Below are 17,482 nucleotides of genomic sequence, written 5' to 3'. Positions count from 1 at the left end.
CACCCCTTCTTTTTTCTTTTTTATTTTAAGAGAAAAATAGTATATAATCCTATATAAGAGTTAGGAGGCCGATACAATGGCTAGGAATATTCTAGTGGTGGAAGATGAACAAAAACTAAATAAGCTCATAAGTGATTATCTTGCCCAGGAAGGATATAATGTGACTAGTGTTTTTACCGGTAAGGATGCACGGCGCGTTTTAGAGAATCAAGAGGTTCATTTAATAATCCTCGACTGGATGCTTCCTGACGAAAGCGGTCTGGACATTTGCAGAGAAGTGAGAAGTGACCAGGGGACTCCCATTATCATGCTTACTGCAAAATCCGATGAATTTGATAAGGTCATGGGGTTAGAAATGGGAGCAGATGACTATATGACTAAACCTTTTAGTTTAAGAGAGCTGGCTGCCAGGGTAAAAGTAGTGCTGCGCAGGTATGCTAATCATTCTACTGAGAACTCTACAGAAGATGAGATTATCAGGCATGGAGATATATTAGTAGATTTGAACAAACACTCTGTTTATATAGATGGAAATCAGGTGAAGCTAACACCTACAGAATTTAAGCTTCTGGCCCATTTAATACAAAAGCCGGGGCGAGTATATTCCAGGCTCCAGCTCTTAGAAACCCTTGGCGAAGCATATGAAGGTTATGAAAGGTCTCTAGATACCCACATGAGCAATCTCAGAAAAAAAATAGAAAAAAACCCCAATAAACCAAAATATATAATTACTGTTTACGGCATTGGTTATAAAATGGAGGAAAATGCAGATGAAAACCCTAAGGATTAAGATTATTGCAGGGTTAGTTATCATATCCTTTCTAGTCGCTTTTACACTTGCCCTTTTTACCGCTGTAAACACAAAAAGGCTGTTTTCAGATTATCTTAATGAGTACAGAGAGGCTAGACAGGTACAGTGGGCCAGGGTTCTGGCTCAATATTATCTGCAAAGGGGCTCCTGGCTGGAGGTTAGTCAAATCCTGCCAGTATCTAGAGAATATGGAATGATGGGTATGATGCGGGGTAGGAGAGTAACTTCAGGGGAACTCATAGTACTTGCAGATTCCCAGGGAAGTATACTAGCAGCCACAGAAAGGTTTACAAGGGAGACACTTAGAAAAGATGAAATACAACGGGCCAGCCCTATAAAAATAAATGAACAATTAGTAGGCTATGTTTACTTAAAAGTTGAATATGAAATACCTGGTCTTGCCACTATGGAAAGTCAATTTCTTAGTTCTGTTTATTACTCAAGCATAATAGGAGGACTTTTAGCAGCAATAACTGCAGCCCTGGCAGGAATATCCTTTAGTAATAGATTGGTGCTGCCCCTCAGACGGTTGACAGAGTCTGCACAAAGAATCACCAGGGGTCAATGGGATGTTAATGTAGACATTGACAGAGAGGATGAAGTAGGTGAACTGGCTAAAGCATTCAGCAAAATGGCTGATAAGCTGCGGGAAACAGAAATGGCAAGAAAAACCCTTGTTGCAGATGTGGCCCATGAATTAAGGAATCCCCTGGCAACATTAAGGGCCCAGCTGGAAAGTATCCAGGAAGGTGTAACTAAGCCAGAGACAGACCAGATCTTACTTTTAAATGACGAAGTAATTCGTCTCAGCAGGCTTGTTAATGATTTACAGGATCTTTCCCTGGCTGAAGTAGGAAAACTGAATTTAAACAAAGAACAAACAAGGCTAGATCTACTGCTGAAAAAGGTAACAGATTATTTTGAAGGAACTCTTAGAGAAAAAGAAATTAAACTAATCATGGAGGTTACCTTGCTAAGCAGCATTAGCATGGATAGTCAAAGGATAAAACAGGTGATAATTAATCTTCTTATGAATGCAATACGCCATACCCCTTATGGCAAAAGGATAATTATCTCAGGCCAGGAAAGAGATGAGGAGATTTATATAGAAATCTACAATGAAGGGGACCCTATATTAACAAAGGACCTGCCTCATATTTTCAACAGGTTTTATAGAGCCGACCAGGGAAGAAGCCGGGAGCAGGGTGGGTCAGGTCTTGGCCTGGCAATTACCAGGGGCCTAATAGAAGCCCATGGTGGGTCAGTAGGTGCAGCAAATATGCCAGAAGGCGTAAAGTTTTTCTTTACACTACCCAAATAGAGACAGGAGGGAAAATTATGACCAGTGTTTTTGATATACTTGGCCCAGTGATGGTGGGGCCATCCAGTTCCCATACAGCTGGAGCAGTAAATATTGGCAGGGTTGCAAGGCAGGTGCTTGGTTGTGAACCAGATAGAGCAGACATTACACTATATGGTTCCTTTGCAAAAACCTATAAAGGTCACGGCACAGATCGTGCGTTAGCAGGTGGAATTCTTGGGATGACTACCTATGACCCACGCATCAAAAATGCCCTGGAGATTGCCAGGCAGCAGGGAGTAATAGTAAATTTTATTATAGCAGGCGACCATCCCTATCACCCAAACACTGCAAGAATTGAGATTTACGGTTGTGAGCAGAAGACGCAAATTGTAGGAGTTTCCATTGGTGGAGGCAGGATTTCCATTAGAGAAATTGACGGCTTTGAGGTAAATATTTCAGGTGAATATCATACCATAGTCTGCTCATATGATGAGCAATTAGGAATGGTGGCAAGGGTATCTTCAATATTGGCTTCAGAGCATATAAATATTGCTTTTATGAGGGTATCCCGCAGTGAAAATAGGGATAAGGCTCTCATGGTGGTAGAGGTGGACCAGCCTTTAACAGAAGAGGTGCTCAAGCGAATTAACAGGTTAAAAGCTATTTCCCATGTTAAATATGTAAAGAAAATAGAGTTTTAAAGAGGTGCAAAAAACCATGGAAAAATATAATTCTTTAAAAGAATGGGTTAGTTTAGCTGACAAATATGGCATTTCCCTGGCAGAAGTTGTTGTCAAGTGGGAAGCATCAGCTTCGGGAAAAAGTGAAGCAGAGATTCGTCATAAAATGTACAATAATCTTATGGTAATGAAAAAATCCATTGAAGACGGCCTGGAAAAAAAAGAAGCCACAATGGGTGGACTTGCCAATGGGGAAGCCGTGAAAGTGCGTGATGCCGTTAAAAATGGTGTAATGCCGGATGATAGAATTTCCAGGGTGAGCTATAGGGCTCTAGCTGTTAGCGAATTGAATGCTGCCATGGGATGTATTGTTGCAGCACCTACTGCCGGGTCATGCGGCATTCTTCCGGCAATCCTTATAACTGTTGCTGAAGAGAAAAATAGCAGCAAAGAGGAGTTGGTGGAAGCCCTGTTTGTTGCTTCCGGGATTGGCATTATCATTGCTGAAAAGGCTACAATTGCAGGAGCTGAGGGCGGCTGCCAGGCTGAATGCGGTTCAGCTGCAAGCATGGCTGCCGGTGCTGTAGTCTATTTAAACAAGGGAACTGCAGAACAGGTGTTAGATGCGGCAGCACTAGCTCTAAAAAATTCCCTTGGACTTGTCTGTGATCCTGTAGCAGGACTGGTGGAAGTGCCCTGTATTAAAAGAAATGCCTTTCTGGCTGTTCAAGCTTTAGTTGCCGCTGACCTTGCCCTTGCCGGAGTAAAAAGTGTCATCCCAGCAGATGAAGTTATTTCCGCCATGTCAGAGATAGGCCGGGAGATGGCATCCAAGTATAAGGAAACTGCCCAGGGAGGCCTTGCAGCAACACCAACAGGAATAAGGATAATGAAGGAACTTCTAGGAAACAATAAACAGTATTCTTTGTAGGTTTATTATTAAATTTTAAGCTCATTGTACTAGAGAAGGAGGCAAATCCATGCCTGTATATTTAAAGGATGAGCAGCTTTTGGAGCTTTTCCTGGCTGTTATTTTTAGGGAAGCGGGTTATATTACAGGCATTCCTAGAAGGCATATAGAAGGCAGGTGCGGTATACATCAGATGCCTTTTCTGGTGATAGAAAAGAGTCTGGTACCATTTAACTATGACACTGTATTAATACCCAAATGTGTTACTGGTGACTATGATAATCAATGGCAGCAGGTAATGTGGCTCTCTGGAGCGGTAAGCGACCTTCAGCAGGCCAGGCCCAAGGGCTTTAATCCCCTGCCAGATGTAAGGGGTCAAAGTGTAGGTGAGTACTTTCATAGAATCTATGGTGGAACAAAAGCCGATGGAGAATTCTTGTCTGTTGAATATAAGGGAATTGTATTGGTTCCAGGTACCAGTATTTCTGCTAAAGTGAAACAATATGCCCATGGACAAGGGTTAACAATAATGTACATGCCAGATGTGTATGCTGAAAAGAAATTAGATGTCTGGCTTAATATAACTAGAAAACAGCTCTATTGTTCCATGGAAAACTCCACTCTTAAGATTAAAGGTCTTATGCATCATACTAGAAAGATATTTGATTATAGACACCTTTTAAAAAAAATACGCAGACAGAATCAACAACTATCTCCTGAGGAATACCATGATTTATTAACTATTCTCTCTGCCTTGTTAAAGGAAGAACAGCTGCGGCCCTTGTTAAATTATCTTAGAAAGCTGGTTATAGGTACTATAGATGCTCAACCTGTGCTGCTGGAGATAAACAGCATCCCCAAGACCCAGTTAATTATCGGTGCTGCTGAGTATTATATTGATGCTGCTAAAAGGTATAAAAATAGAAACCTGTTATTAACTAAAAGACTGGGGTTTAGAGGGGAAGTTAACCGGGCCAATGGCAGAGCTTTATACCATATAAACTTATATCCAGATGAAAACTACTACCCTGTTCCAGAAGGACTAAAGGACCTGAGAATGGCACTTTTTCTTTCCGGTGAACAAATAGATTATATTAGAGAAAACAGAGCTTGTCTTAAGTTCATGGTTAAGGACGGGTTGAATTTGGCTGCAGATATTTTTCTGGTTAAATAGAATTTATACTTAAACTACTTAAACACGAACCATTGCTATAAACAGGGCAAAGGGATACAATATAAATGTTTGTACTATAATAATTGGGGATTTGGAAGTAAAGGGGAGATTGCATAATGAAGGTAGGATTGGTTGGACTTCCTACAGTAGGTAAAACTACTTTTTTTAATCTACTGACTAATGCAAAGGTGGAAACAAGTGCCTTTCAAAGCGGCAAGGTCAGTGCCAATTTAAGTTTGGCAAGGGTTCCAGATGAGAGGGTTGATTTTCTTGCCCAGATTTATAAACCTAAAAAGGTGACTTACGCTCAAATTGAAGTCATAGATGTGCCGGGCCTCGCAAGGGGTGCTAGTGAGGGCAGGGGCTCAGGAAATCAGTTTCTGGGCAGCATTAGAAAGGTTGATTGTCTTGTCCATATAGTAAGGGCATTCTCTGACGAGAGCATAATTCACTCAGATGGTTCAGTTAATATTATCAGGGACATAGAGAATATTAGCACAGAACTGCTCCTTGCAGACCTTCAGCTTGTTGAAACAAGAATTGAAAGAATCGACACTGGAAAGAAAATTACCAGGGAGCTCATGGCAGAAAAAGAAGTTCTTCAAAAGCTCCAGGAATCCCTGGAAAACGAGCTGGGCCTGGCAAATATTGAATTATCTGAGGGAGAGCAAGAAATACTAAGCCATCTAGACTTTTTAACTGACAAACCTGTAATTATAGTTATCAATGTTGATGAACAACAGCTAATGGAGGGTTATGAAAGCAGGGAGGAAGCCTTTAACTATTGCAAGGAAAAAAACCTTCCTGTATTTGAGGTGTGTGCCAAGGCTGAGGCGGAAATTAGTGAGCTTAGCGAGGAAGATAGAGTAGAATTTATGAAGGATTTGAATATTAAGGAGCCTGGCATCCATCTCCTTGCCAGGGCTATTTACCATAGGCTAGGGTTAATATCCTTTTTAACCACGGGAGAAGATGAAGTCAGAGCATGGACAATAAAAAGGAATACAACTGCAAAAGCCGCAGCAGGAAAAATACATTCTGATATTGAGCGCGGTTTTATTAGAGCTGAGGTAATAAGCTATAGTGACTTTAAAGAATGCGGCAGCATGGTCAGGGCCAAGGAACTTGGCAGGCTTCGCCTGGAAGGAAAAGAGTATATTGTACAGGATGGTGACATGATAAACTTCAGATTTAATGTTTAAAGCATGGACAGTAACATGTACAGTATTACAGTATGAAAAGAGCCAATCAATTGCTGTCTGGAAGGAATATTTTTCTCAAGGAAGAATTTATTCAGATAGCTATATGCTTTGGTAAGGGTTAATAGGATTTATCACAACTTGAAAGGGAGGAAAAAGACAATGGCAAACAAAAAATGGCGGTGTACAGTGTGCAACTATATACATACAGGAGAAACTCCACCAGACAAGTGCCCTGTATGTGGTGTGGGCCCCGAGAAATTTGTTCTTGTCACAGAAGAAACGGTAGACGAGGCTAGAAAAAGAGAACTGCAAAATATATGCTTTGGTATTTCCTATGGGCTTTTTGTGATATGCTCCAAGGATGGAGCCAAATTCAACGGGCAGACTGCCAACAGTCTATTTCAGATAACTAGTGACCCAATTCAGGTGGCAGTAGGCATAAACAAGAATAACCTGACCCATGAATATATCAAGAAAAGCGGAGTATTTACAGCAAGTATTTTATGCCAGGAAAATCATGACCTAGTGAAACACTTTGGATACCAATCAGGTAAAGAAGTGGATAAGATGGAGGGAATAAAATTTAAGCTGGGTGAGAAAACTGGAGTGCCCTATATTCAAAAAACCTTGTCATATTTGGAATGTGAAGTTGACTGGGAGAAGACTGTAGATGTTGGCACCCATACATTGTATGTTGCCAGGGTAATTGGTGCAGATAAACTGGAGCAGGGTGAGTCAATGACCTATGCATACTACAGGGCAACCCGCTAATTTCTGTATCTAAAAGCTCACCACTTTGGCCCTGTCTCTTTTTGGCATGCGCAGACGATTTTTTGACAACAATTAACTTGAATACATAATTACCCCTCTTTTATCAAAAAATAGATTCAGAGGGGTGTTTTTATGCTTTTTTTTTCTAGACTGAGAAAGCCTAAACAGCAAAATAACTCAAACTCAAATTCAAACTCAAAATCAAGAGGAAAACAGAAGTGTTTCGGGGATGAGCCAGCACTTCCTGTTTTCAAAAGCCTTGAAAAGAATCTGGAAGAGGTCCAGCATAAGCTTGGCAACAGCACTGATGTAGTTGTCAGGCGGTTTGTTATGGGTAAGGAGAATAACCATGCAGGAGTACTTATTTTTATTGATGGTTTAGTGGATAAAAGCATGGTACATGAACAGGTGTTAAAGCCTTTAATATATTCTACTGATCCAACTGATCTCATAATGCATGGATTTCTTAAAAACACCTTCAAAAAACTGGAAAATACAGGCATATTAGTGGCAGATACAAGGGAAGAAAAGTGTATAAATAAGGCACTGGAAAATGTTTTAGAGGGGCAGACCCTTGTTATTTTGGATAAAATTCCAAGTGCCTGGATATTAGACACAAGGGGATGGCAGTCCAGGGCAATTCAGGAATCCACTGAAAATCCTATAATTAGAGGACCCAAGGAAAGCTTTGTAGAGACACTTAGACTAAATACAGCCATGCTTCGCAGGAGAATACACTCTCCTGATCTCCGCATAGAGGAAAGGGTAATAGGAAAGGTTACTAAAACGGCAGCTGCAGTATGCTATATTGAAGGAATTGTTGACCCAGATGTAGTTAAAGAAACATACAGAAGATTAAACAAAATTGAAATTGATGGAGTTTTAGATACTGGATATCTGGAAGAATTAATGCAGGATCATCCCTTTACGCCCTTTCCTTTAATGGCACATACAGACAGGCCTGATAAAGTTGCTGCAAATCTGTTAGAAGGCAGGGTAGCAATAATTGTAGATGGCAGCCCGGCAGTATTAACTGCACCTTCAGTTTTTATGGAGTTTTTACAGGCGTCAGAGGATTATTATGAAAGATTTATTGTCTCCACATTGCTAAGATGGATCAGGATATTAGCCTTGTTTATTGCTCTTACCTTTCCTGCATTATATGTTGGGGTTGTTGGATACCATGTGGAGACGCTGCCCCCTTCACTGATGATAAGCATAGCAGCTGGAAGGGGGGGGAACACCTTTCCCTGCAGTTGTAGAAGCATTTCTTATAGGGGCCAGCTTTGAGATCCTCAGAGAGGCAGGATTAAGACTGCCAAAGCAGGTAGGTCAGGCTGTTAGTATAGTTGGTGTCCTGATAATTGGGCAGGCAGCAGTAGAAGCTGATATATTCTCTCCCATCATGGTTATAGTTGCAGCATTTACGGCTATAGCTTCCTTTACAATTCCTAATTACAGCTTTGCTTCTGCCTTTGTTCCCTTGCGACTTATATTTCTTGCTATGGCCTCATTATTTGGAGTCTTCGGTATTATGGTAGGTATAATAGCCATTGCAGTTCATTTAGCTGGTCTTAGGAGCTTTGGTGTGCCATATCTTGCTCCAATTACACCGGCAAGGCTTGCAGGTGTTAAGGATACCATAGTACGAGTCCCCTGGTGGTTTATGCGTACTCGTCCCGCTAGATTGACAGATAACGAAATTCGCCAGCCTAAAGGGCAAATGCCCAGAGAAAAAAAGCCAAAGCATTAAGGAGGTTAATCTGTGCAGGAAAAAATTTCTCTAGGACAATTTTCCAAATTAGTGGCCGCAATAATAATTGCCACGGTATTTCTAACCCTACCAAGAAGATTGGCCATAACTGCACAATGGGACAGTCCATTTTCTTTACTAATAGGATATGGGGCTGCCTGGTTTACGGGCTTTATAGTTATATGGATCAGCTTAAAGCACCCGCAGGATACCTTTGTTGGCTACAGCAAAAAAATTCTGGGACCCTACCTTGGTTGGCTTTTTGGAGCAATGGTATTCCTGGTAATTATGAACCTTAGTGTATTAACTATAAGGCTGGCAGGGATAACTTATACAGTAGCAGGCTATACAAAAACTCCGATAATTATATTTTCCGGAGTTACTGTGTTGCTTGCTGTCTGGGTACTTAAAGAAGGCATAGAAGTACTTGGAAGGGTTGCAGAGATGTTCTATATACCCCTGGTTTTATCAATTATTTTATTGTCTCTGTCAGTATTAAATAAAGTTGAATTGGATAATCTTTTGCCTGTACTTGCTTTTGGCCCAGAGCCTGTTCTTAAAGGAGCAATATTGGCCTTTTCTACTGGGGTAGAACATGTTTTTCTTACAGGACTATTAATTTCAATGCTTCAAGACTTAAACAAGAAGGTTTATGCAGCACACTTATATGGAGTTTTCATTGGTTCTTTCATGATTTTGCTAATGGTTATATTTACAATAGGTGTCTTTAGTGTGGATGATGTAAAAAGATTTTACTTGCCCCCCTATCAGTTGGCCAAGGTGGTAGAAATTGGGTCATTTATAAATGGAGTTGAGGTAATCTTATTGGGAATATGGACAATTGCAAGCTTCTTAGAAGTTACTATCTTTTTGTATATAAGCGTTATGATTATCAGTCAGCTTTTGAATGTAAGCTACAGGGATATTCTTGTCCCCCTGGCATATTTATTCCTGTTCATGTCCCTGGCGCCTGTGGATAATCATCAGGTTGAAAATGAGTTTAGCTTTGTGGGTCAATATGGAATAATACCAATGGCCCTGTTATTTGTTTTGATAATGGTGCCAGGGCAGTTAATTTATCAAAAAAGCAGAAGAAACAAACATGAGGCAGAGGGTGATTCTAATAAATAGATATACTCGTATTGCTAAGACAGGGCTTATTGTAATCTTGATAATATGTATTACTTCCCTGGTTGGGTGCTGGGACCTTGAGAACATAGAAGATCTAGCATTAGTTGCAAACATAGCTTTTGATGTAGGTGAATTTAAGGAATATAAGATGACTGTACAGATATTGCTGCCAGAGGCATTAGGTGGCAATGGTACAGCTCAAGCAACAGGAGAAAAAAGTCCCATGTTTGTGATTAGCGCAGAAGGGCAAACTCCCTTTGAAGCAAATCGTAAACTGCGTGAATATGTTCCCAGAAGGCCTTTTTATGGAAATACAATGTCGGTTGCTATTGGTGAAGAACTGGCTAGACAAGGTGTTCTGCCGGTGTTAAATATACTGGAGACTGACCATGAGTTTAGACGCAGCAAAAAAATCTTTTTGGCCATTGGTCCGGGGGGCAAGATATTAGAGGGCAGGGTTAGGGTCCTGGCCAATCCTGGAGATATGCCCAAGGGCTTTGCACTAGTTTTGCCTGGCATTTCAACAACAGTAATCCAGACGGTAGGCGACTTTATTACTCAAGCCGCCAGCAGTACCATGGAACCTGTAATGCCGGTAGTTAAGTTAATAGAGGATGACCCTGAAATAGGTGAGAATCCAGGGCTTAGGGTTGCCAGGACAGGTGCTTTTAAGGGAGATAAATTAGTTGGCTTCCTGGATGAAAAGGAGAGCAGGGGTTTATTATGGGTTCTTGGCAGGGCAGATGGAATATTAAACTTCCAGATTCCCGAAACCTTTGAAAGTGTTACAATAGAGCTTGGCAGAAGCTCCAGCTCTGTTAATGCAGTTATAGATGATGAGGGCAAGCTGTTTGTTGATATAAACATCAGGACAGAAGGAAACCTTGCAGATCAGACTGGTTATGCTAATTTGGACGATCCGCAAATCCGCAGAAGTATTGAAAGAAGGTATGCAGAAACAATTAGACAGGAAATAAAAAGTGCTTTAAATAAAGCCCAGAAAGATTTAAAAACAGATGTTTTTGGTTTTGGAGGTGCGTTCTTTAGAGCATATCCCAGGCTATGGAAGGATTCACTAGAACCCATGTGGGATGACATCTATCCATATATACCAGTAAACATATATGTTGAGGCACATGTTAGAAGTACCAATCTTACCATGGAAGCCCCGGCAATTGGGAGGTAATTAATAATGCCGTACCTTATTATAATAATGATCATAATATCTGGTTTGATCATAGTGCTGTTGGAACTTCCAAAAATGATAAAAGAAAAGAAAAAGAAAGAAATTATAGTATTTTCATTTTTGCTGCTGGCAGGCTTAACCCATGCCCTTATGCAGGGTTTGGGGATGGAAGTTTCAAGTAATATAGAAGTAGTCTTTAAGGTTATTGGTTACATAAGGGAGAGTTTAGGATGGATAATACAAGGATTGTTAAATGTACATTTTAATGATATAATTATGTACATAATAGACGCGAGGTGATTACAATGCCGCAAATTAGACCTATAACAGATTTGAGAAATACAACTGAGATATCTGAACTATGTCATAGTAAAAAAGAGCCAATATTTATTACTAAAAACGGATATGGTGACCTTGTTATTATGAGCATTGAAACCTATGAAAGAGAAATGGCACTAGCTGATGTATATAAGAAATTGGCTGTTGCAGAAAACCAAATTCAAAATGGTGAGCTGCTTGATGGAGATGAAGTTTTTTCTAAATTAAGGTTGAAATATGGAAAACAAGTATAAATTAAAGATTACACTTTCAGCAGAAATTGATTTAGATGAAATCTACAACTATATAAGCAATAGTTTGCTTGCTCCAATGGCTGCACAAAAGTTAATGGACAATATTGAAGATGCTATAGAAAAACTGTGTTATTTTCCTTATAAACATGAATTATCTAGGAATAACTTACTGAGCCAAAAAGGATATAGGAAGCTGGTTATTGATAAATATATAGTACTATATCTGGTGAATGAACGAAGTAAAACTATAATAGTGGCCAGGGTTTTTTATGGTGGTATGGATTACGAAAAATATATATAAAAACCATCTGTAAAAAATTATTTTTGGGATGCATTTCCAGTCTAACTGGCAGCGCGCTTGACTGGTAGTCAAGAGGTCGTGGGTTCAATTCCCACTATCTCCACCAAATTTTGTAAACTAGCTGAGGTCGATAAATTCGGTCTCAGTTTTTTGTATTATATTACATTGTGATCTTTGGAATACTGTAGGTGCTCTTGATGGGGTGGAGATTTATCATCCTGAGAGCTTTATGGCTGTTGAGCACGAAGATGTTACCGTACACTTTTACCGTGACATTGAAAGGTTAAAGTCTAGTTGGTTGGAGATATCTCCAGAAGATAAAGACATTATTGAGGAGTTTTGTAAAGATATCAAGCAACTGCAGTCCTTCTTCATGCCAGCTGGAAAGCCAATGGATATGATGAATATTGTTGAAAAAATAAAGTTTTTGCTTTCTATGAAGGATGCAGGCATGATTATGAAAAAATATAATAAAGTCACCTTCAAGGAATTTGCTAATAGGTTTAAGCACCCGGCCCTTAGAATGGCTATATATTCCTTTATGCCGGAAGGAGAATACAGTGTCTCATCAATTCCTACACGAAATGGAGACATGGGAAGCTTTAGATAAAGATAAAGAGGCTTATAAAAAGGAAAAGAAGCGAATTGGCGAATCAGTTATTAAGGCAATGGAAAACAGGTTTCCCCATATGGTTGGGAAGCTCAAGTTACTTGATGTAGCTAGTCCTCAAACCTATGAACATTATTGCAATGCCTATCACGGTGCTTTTATGGGCTTTTGGCCTACTCTTCGCGGAAAGTCATTACAACATACCGGGCATATTAAAGGTCTTAGAAATATGGTCTTAAGCGGACAGTGGCTTCAACCTCCGGGAGGACTCCCAATAGCAGTAATCACCGGAAAAGATACAATTATGCGGCTTTGCAAGAAAGTAAAACGGCCTTTTATTAATTTTTAGAGTCACTTGTCGTAAAATTGTGTAGATATTACTAACCAACTTTTACAGTTTTTTAAAGTTACTAATTTTTGGCGCCAACATTGAAAGCATTACCAGTGAACCGTTTCATGATGCATTAAGAAAATACATTTTCGAACCTCTTGATATGAGGCACTCATATATGCATCACTATTCTGTGCCAATGGAAAAATCACAATTAGAAGAGTATTTGTTAAACTGTTACAGAGAAACCTTAAAAGGTTTCTTTTTTGTGGGCAAAAAATATATAAAAAGTAAGAATTATTCAAAAATCACCCCTAAGGGTGATAAAAAAGCATCAAATATTTTGATAGAATACAATAACAGCAATGCCATGTTTCCATATTTTTACACGTAATCTAGCCTATCTTTTTAAGCCGTAATGTTTAGTAAGCATTTTTGCGATTAGCATGTTATTAATCTTAAACTTAGGAGGTGAAAGTTAAACAATATGTTTGATTGCATTGCTGTTAGTTAAATGTTAAAAACAGATTTGTATTTTCCTGTTATCCCTTAGGTTATAGGTTAATAAAAAAAGCAGCTCGAAGCCAAGACATTTCATTAAGTTTTGTGCCTTGAGCGAAGCGAAAGGAATGGATATAAAATGAAAAAAGGATTATTTTTATTACTTGTATTTGTGCTAGTTTTTTCAGGAGTTTCTTTAACCTATTTTCGATATATGCTAGTGATATTACAGTCATATACGTAGATTCAGAAAATGGGAATGATGAAAATGATGGTTCTGATATTTCACCAATAGCCACTTTAAGCAAGGCTTTTGAATTAATTACCAACGGAGGACAAAACATTGTACATGTTGCTTCGGGAAGCTACATGGCTCCGGGAGAGATTTTGTCTGCTAGTGGCACCAAGATTTCAATAATAGGGGATTCTTCAGGTAATACCCCTGTTATTTACAAGAATCCTTCTTCAATGGAGTTGTTTTACATAAATAGCAAAGACGGTGTAGTCATTGCTATGGAAAATCTTATACTTACAGGAGATAATCCGGAAACACCGGAAACAGAAGTAGAAGGAACTGGAATTCGCTTCTACAGCTATGTTTCTGCAGGAAATAACAGAATAGATATTGTTGATTGTATCTTTGAAAATCTTAATTTAGGAATACTGCAGGATTATTCACGCGGAATTCAAGTAAACATTTCAAACAGCTCAATTACAGGGAATCGTCCTTTGTCCCTAACAGAAAGCTATTCACAATCAATCGTAATTGACAGCTCATATTTAAAAACACTTGGAATTCAGACATATGATTCTGTGATATATTTAAGCGGCTACACAGGAACAACATTTACTCTGACTGACAGCATAATCGAGGGTACAGGCGTAGGAAGAGGCGTTTATGGGAGTCTTGTATCAGCAAATATTTCAGACAATCAATTCACCAACTTAAGCATTGCTATTGAAATTGATGATATTAGAACTGCTTTAATTGAAAATAATTATGTGGAAACATCTGAGGATGGTTTCGACATAGAAACAGACTATACATCCCATTCACAGATTCATGTAATAAACAACACTTTAATAAACCTTGGAGAAAAAAATAATTCCGCCGTAGGACTTGGTTTAGATATAGAGGATGAGATCACTTCAGGAGATTTCAAAGTAACAAACAATACCTTTGTAAACTTTGGCCTTGGGATTTACTATTATGGCGATACTACAGATAATACATTTGATTTAATCCTTGGAGGTGAAGGCTTAGGGAATACCTTTAGAGGAAACATCTATAATATAAATACAGTAAGGTTAAAGACTGAATCTAAGATTGATTTGAGAGGAACGGATTGGGGTACAGAAGATAGGGATGAGGTTCTTTTACGATTGAAGCAAAGCAGCGTGCTTTTGCCGTCGGGGTGGGCAGAGAATGTTGAGGATGTATATTTATTGGATGACGTTCTAGTTACTTCAGCCCCTGAAGATGTATATGTGGATCATAGCTACTCGGCGGATAACTCAGATGGATATGTTTACGGAGAAACAGCCTTCAATGATATACAGACAGCCTTAGCTTATGTCAAAAGCGGAGGAAATGTGAATATAGCAGATGGCCTTTACAATAGAGATATATGGCTTGACAGACCCGTATCTTTGATAGGAAGCGGAGAAGACACTATAATAGCCGGTAACACGACGCATGATAGTGTGTCTGTTCTAGTAACTGGTGACAATACATCCATATCCAGAATACATTTTTTAAGCGGTTATCATGGGATTAAATATGAAAACTCTGTACTAAGCAAGCCAAGAAACTTTGCGGTCACAGATTGTATATTTACAGATATTGAAGCCGTTTCTATTTATTTTTATGGATGGGATCATGGGTCGCAGAACGAAGGAATAGTCGAGATTGCAAGAAACACATTGAGTAGAAGTGAAATATACTCAGGCTCAACGATGATTTACGTAGAAGGTGCCTTTGAAGAGGTATATTTCAAAGACAATCAGATAAGTGGATATACAGGTTATAGTGTTTCGTTAAATATTTCCGGAAACTTAACCGTGGCAAATAACCAAATTACATCATCATCAGCTTATCATGAGCATGGATTGTATTTAAAAAGTGATAAAGACCTTTTAATAACAGGAAACTATATTGAAAGCTTAGTATCAAGTACTCCATACAACTCTGGGATTTATTTATATTTTCCGCCAGATGCTGCGGCACCTTTTGAAGGTAAATATCAAAAACAGGTTTTCAATAATAGAATAAAAGGATATTATTATGGCTTGCATCTTTCAGGAGAGGAAAATGGAGACATTTTTGATTTGACCATAGGAGGCTCGGACATAAATAGAAACAATTTCAGCGGCAATACTTATGGTATATATACGTATTTGAATTTACATGAGCTGGTAGATATTAATGCCACTTACAATATATGGGGAGTTCCCTTTGAATCTATGGACACCTATATAATAACCTATGGAGGAAGCAACATTAACTATATACCTGTAGCCAGCTCAGAGCCTGTTCTTAACAGTCTAACCATCAGTGAAGGAACTTTAACCCCGTCTTTCGGATCAGATGTATTCAGCTACACAGTAAATGTTGCCAATAATATTGAATTAGTAAATATAAATCCTGTAGCCTATTACGGGTCAGTTACTGTAAATGGTGATGCCGTGCCTTATGGAAACACGAAAAACATTTCTTTAGCTACGGGAAACAATACTGTTACTATTGAAGTGAGTGATGGGAGCACATCAAATATTTACACCTTAAACATTATTCGAGCATCAGTACAAACCCAAAGCTCCGGAAGCTCTTTACCTTCTGCAACTGTAACCGTAACTGTAGAGACTAAGGATAAAGGTAAATCAATCCAAACCACTATTAATTCCAGACCTTACAGAGGAGAAATATCTGAAAACATTACCTCCAATATGTTTGATGCTCTTATAAGACGAGCAAAGAGAGAGAATTTTGCAGGGAAAAATGACAGCATAAATATATTGATAAATTCTTTAGGAGAAGCTTCTCAAATTCAAATAGGATTTAAAAAGTCAGATTTGAGCCGTATATTGGGGGAAACAGACTGCAGCTTCGGTGTTTATTCCGATCTTATAGAAGTAGCTTTTGATCAAAAGGCACTTGCGGCAATTAATGCTGAGGCGGAAGATGAAGATATCATTATAAAAGCTGGCAGAGCAGAGATGGAAGGCATGTCAGAAAGTAACAAGAAAAAGGTTGAGGGAAGACCGGTCTACAGCATACAGGTAAAAGCTGGAGATAAAACAGTATCCCATTTTAAGGGTGGGCATGCTTATGTGACTGTTCCATACACTTTAGGGACTTATGAAAATCCCAATGCTGTAGTTGTATACTATATTGGAAATGACGGCAACCTAAAAACAGTTAGAGGAAAGTACAGTGAACAAACTAAGTCAGTAACCTTTAAAACTCCACATTTTTCTTTATTTGCCATAGGGTATAATCACAAGACCTTTCAAGACGTATCGAAAGATTCTTGGTATTATGATGCAGTTACCTTCATCAGTGCAAGGGAGATTACTTCTGGTACGAGTCCAGATCATTTTAGTCCTAATTCTCCTTTGACAAGAGGGCAGTTTATTGTTCTTCTTATGAATACTTATGATTTGATGAACTATGAAAAAGATATTGTAGATGTGGAAAATTTTATAGACAGCGGGGACACATACTATACAGAATACTTGTATAAGGCACGTAAGCTTGGTTTAACAGAAGGTATAGGAAATAATATCTATGGACCTGAGCGAAAAATAACTCGACAGGAAATGCTTACCACGCTTTACAATTCACTTCTTTTAATTGAGGAATTGCCTGAAAAAGTTGGGGAGATTACTATTGAAGATTTTAAGGACACAGATAGTATAGCTGGTTGGGCTTTGGAGTCTGTAGCTTCTTTAATTGAAAGGGGTATTGTATCAGGAAACAACGGATATATAAATCCTTCTGCATCAGCAACTAGAGCAGAAATGGCTCAAATGCTTTATAATCTATTGAAAAGATAAACCTATGAAATTGCTTTTTTCGAAAATGTTGTCATTCTCTAAAACTAAATAGTAATTTAGTCATAAACAGCATCTCTAATTATCTAAATTTAGGTATGAAGAGATGCTGTTTTGCAGTATCCGCCAAATGTATTCCTAAACTTTATATAAAGTCAAGAAGCAGTAGGTGAACGTCTATGAAAGTATAGGA

At 38.8% G+C, this 17,482-nt stretch carries 17 protein-coding genes; all 17 read left to right on the top strand.

Features of this window, described 5'->3' with window-relative positions:
* Positions 1 to 76: 76 nt before the first annotated feature.
* Positions 77 to 790 (top strand): response regulator transcription factor, encoded by a 714-nt coding sequence (locus K364_RS0109485; protein ID WP_028307834.1) that lies wholly within the window; start codon positions 77 to 79, stop codon positions 788 to 790.
* Entirely contained in the window at positions 771 to 2,132 is a 1,362-nt protein-coding gene (locus K364_RS23450) for a sensor histidine kinase (protein WP_051533923.1), read from the top strand. The genes K364_RS0109485 and K364_RS23450 overlap by 20 nt, the downstream gene beginning before the upstream one ends.
* A 17-nt stretch (positions 2,133 to 2,149) precedes the next feature.
* Positions 2,150 to 2,815, top strand: coding sequence for an L-serine ammonia-lyase, iron-sulfur-dependent subunit beta (sdaAB, locus tag K364_RS0109475; RefSeq protein ID WP_035268466.1), 666 nt, complete (start codon positions 2,150 to 2,152; stop codon positions 2,813 to 2,815).
* 16 nt (positions 2,816 to 2,831) lie between these two features.
* A complete protein-coding gene (gene sdaAA, locus K364_RS0109470; protein WP_028307832.1) occupies positions 2,832 to 3,725 on the top strand; it encodes an L-serine ammonia-lyase, iron-sulfur-dependent, subunit alpha in 894 nt (297 codons plus the stop codon).
* A 49-nt stretch (positions 3,726 to 3,774) separates the two neighbouring features.
* Positions 3,775 to 4,878, top strand: a complete 1,104-nt coding sequence (locus K364_RS0109465; protein ID WP_028307831.1) for a hypothetical protein — start codon at positions 3,775 to 3,777, stop codon at positions 4,876 to 4,878.
* A gap of 116 nt (positions 4,879 to 4,994) precedes the next feature.
* Complete coding sequence (gene ychF, locus K364_RS0109460; protein WP_028307830.1) at positions 4,995 to 6,080, top strand: redox-regulated ATPase YchF; 1,086 nt, start codon at positions 4,995 to 4,997, stop codon at positions 6,078 to 6,080.
* Positions 6,081 to 6,239: 159 nt separating this feature from the next.
* Positions 6,240 to 6,851 carry a flavin reductase gene (locus K364_RS0109450; protein WP_035268464.1) on the top strand — a complete coding sequence of 204 codons (612 nt, stop codon included), beginning with the start codon at positions 6,240 to 6,242 and terminating at the stop codon, positions 6,849 to 6,851.
* Between the two features lie 132 nt (positions 6,852 to 6,983).
* The gene (locus K364_RS23445; protein ID WP_051533922.1) at positions 6,984 to 8,141 is read left to right on the top strand and encodes a spore germination protein; all 1,158 of its coding nucleotides are present in this window, start codon (positions 6,984 to 6,986) and stop codon (positions 8,139 to 8,141) included.
* Positions 8,077 to 8,604, top strand: coding sequence for a spore germination protein (locus tag K364_RS25550; RefSeq protein ID WP_084295660.1), 528 nt, complete (start codon positions 8,077 to 8,079; stop codon positions 8,602 to 8,604). Before K364_RS23445 ends, K364_RS25550 begins: the two co-directional genes overlap by 65 nt.
* Before the next feature lie 12 nt (positions 8,605 to 8,616).
* Positions 8,617 to 9,735 carry a GerAB/ArcD/ProY family transporter gene (locus tag K364_RS0109440; protein WP_028307828.1) on the top strand — a complete coding sequence of 373 codons (1,119 nt, stop codon included), beginning with the start codon at positions 8,617 to 8,619 and terminating at the stop codon, positions 9,733 to 9,735.
* A complete protein-coding gene (locus tag K364_RS0109435) occupies positions 9,719 to 10,921 on the top strand; it encodes a Ger(x)C family spore germination protein (RefSeq protein ID WP_028307827.1) in 1,203 nt (400 codons plus the stop codon). The genes K364_RS0109440 and K364_RS0109435 overlap by 17 nt, the downstream gene beginning before the upstream one ends.
* Before the next feature lie 6 nt (positions 10,922 to 10,927).
* Positions 10,928 to 11,221 (top strand): hypothetical protein, encoded by a 294-nt coding sequence (locus K364_RS0109430; protein WP_028307826.1) that lies wholly within the window; start codon positions 10,928 to 10,930, stop codon positions 11,219 to 11,221.
* 5 nt (positions 11,222 to 11,226) lie between these two features.
* Positions 11,227 to 11,493 (top strand): type II toxin-antitoxin system prevent-host-death family antitoxin, encoded by a 267-nt coding sequence (locus tag K364_RS0109425; RefSeq protein WP_028307825.1) that lies wholly within the window; start codon positions 11,227 to 11,229, stop codon positions 11,491 to 11,493.
* Positions 11,477 to 11,794, top strand: a complete 318-nt coding sequence (locus K364_RS0109420) for a type II toxin-antitoxin system RelE/ParE family toxin (protein ID WP_028307824.1) — start codon at positions 11,477 to 11,479, stop codon at positions 11,792 to 11,794. Before K364_RS0109425 ends, K364_RS0109420 begins: the two co-directional genes overlap by 17 nt.
* A 202-nt stretch (positions 11,795 to 11,996) precedes the next feature.
* Positions 11,997 to 12,404 carry a hypothetical protein gene (locus tag K364_RS0109415; RefSeq protein WP_028307823.1) on the top strand — a complete coding sequence of 136 codons (408 nt, stop codon included), beginning with the start codon at positions 11,997 to 11,999 and terminating at the stop codon, positions 12,402 to 12,404.
* Positions 12,355 to 12,753 carry a phytoene desaturase family protein gene (locus K364_RS0109410; RefSeq protein WP_156946435.1) on the top strand — a complete coding sequence of 133 codons (399 nt, stop codon included), beginning with the start codon at positions 12,355 to 12,357 and terminating at the stop codon, positions 12,751 to 12,753. Before K364_RS0109415 ends, K364_RS0109410 begins: the two co-directional genes overlap by 50 nt.
* An 870-nt stretch (positions 12,754 to 13,623) precedes the next feature.
* A complete protein-coding gene (locus K364_RS0109400) occupies positions 13,624 to 17,292 on the top strand; it encodes an S-layer homology domain-containing protein (protein WP_169734750.1) in 3,669 nt (1,222 codons plus the stop codon).
* The last annotated feature ends 190 nt before the right edge of the window (positions 17,293 to 17,482 follow it).

Source organism: Desulfitibacter alkalitolerans DSM 16504, assembly GCF_000620305.1.
Lineage (GTDB): Bacteria > Bacillota > DSM-16504 > Desulfitibacterales > Desulfitibacteraceae > Desulfitibacter > Desulfitibacter alkalitolerans.
The sequence above is the reverse complement of the archived record's forward strand: the minus strand, read 5'-3'. Positions and strand labels throughout refer to the sequence as shown.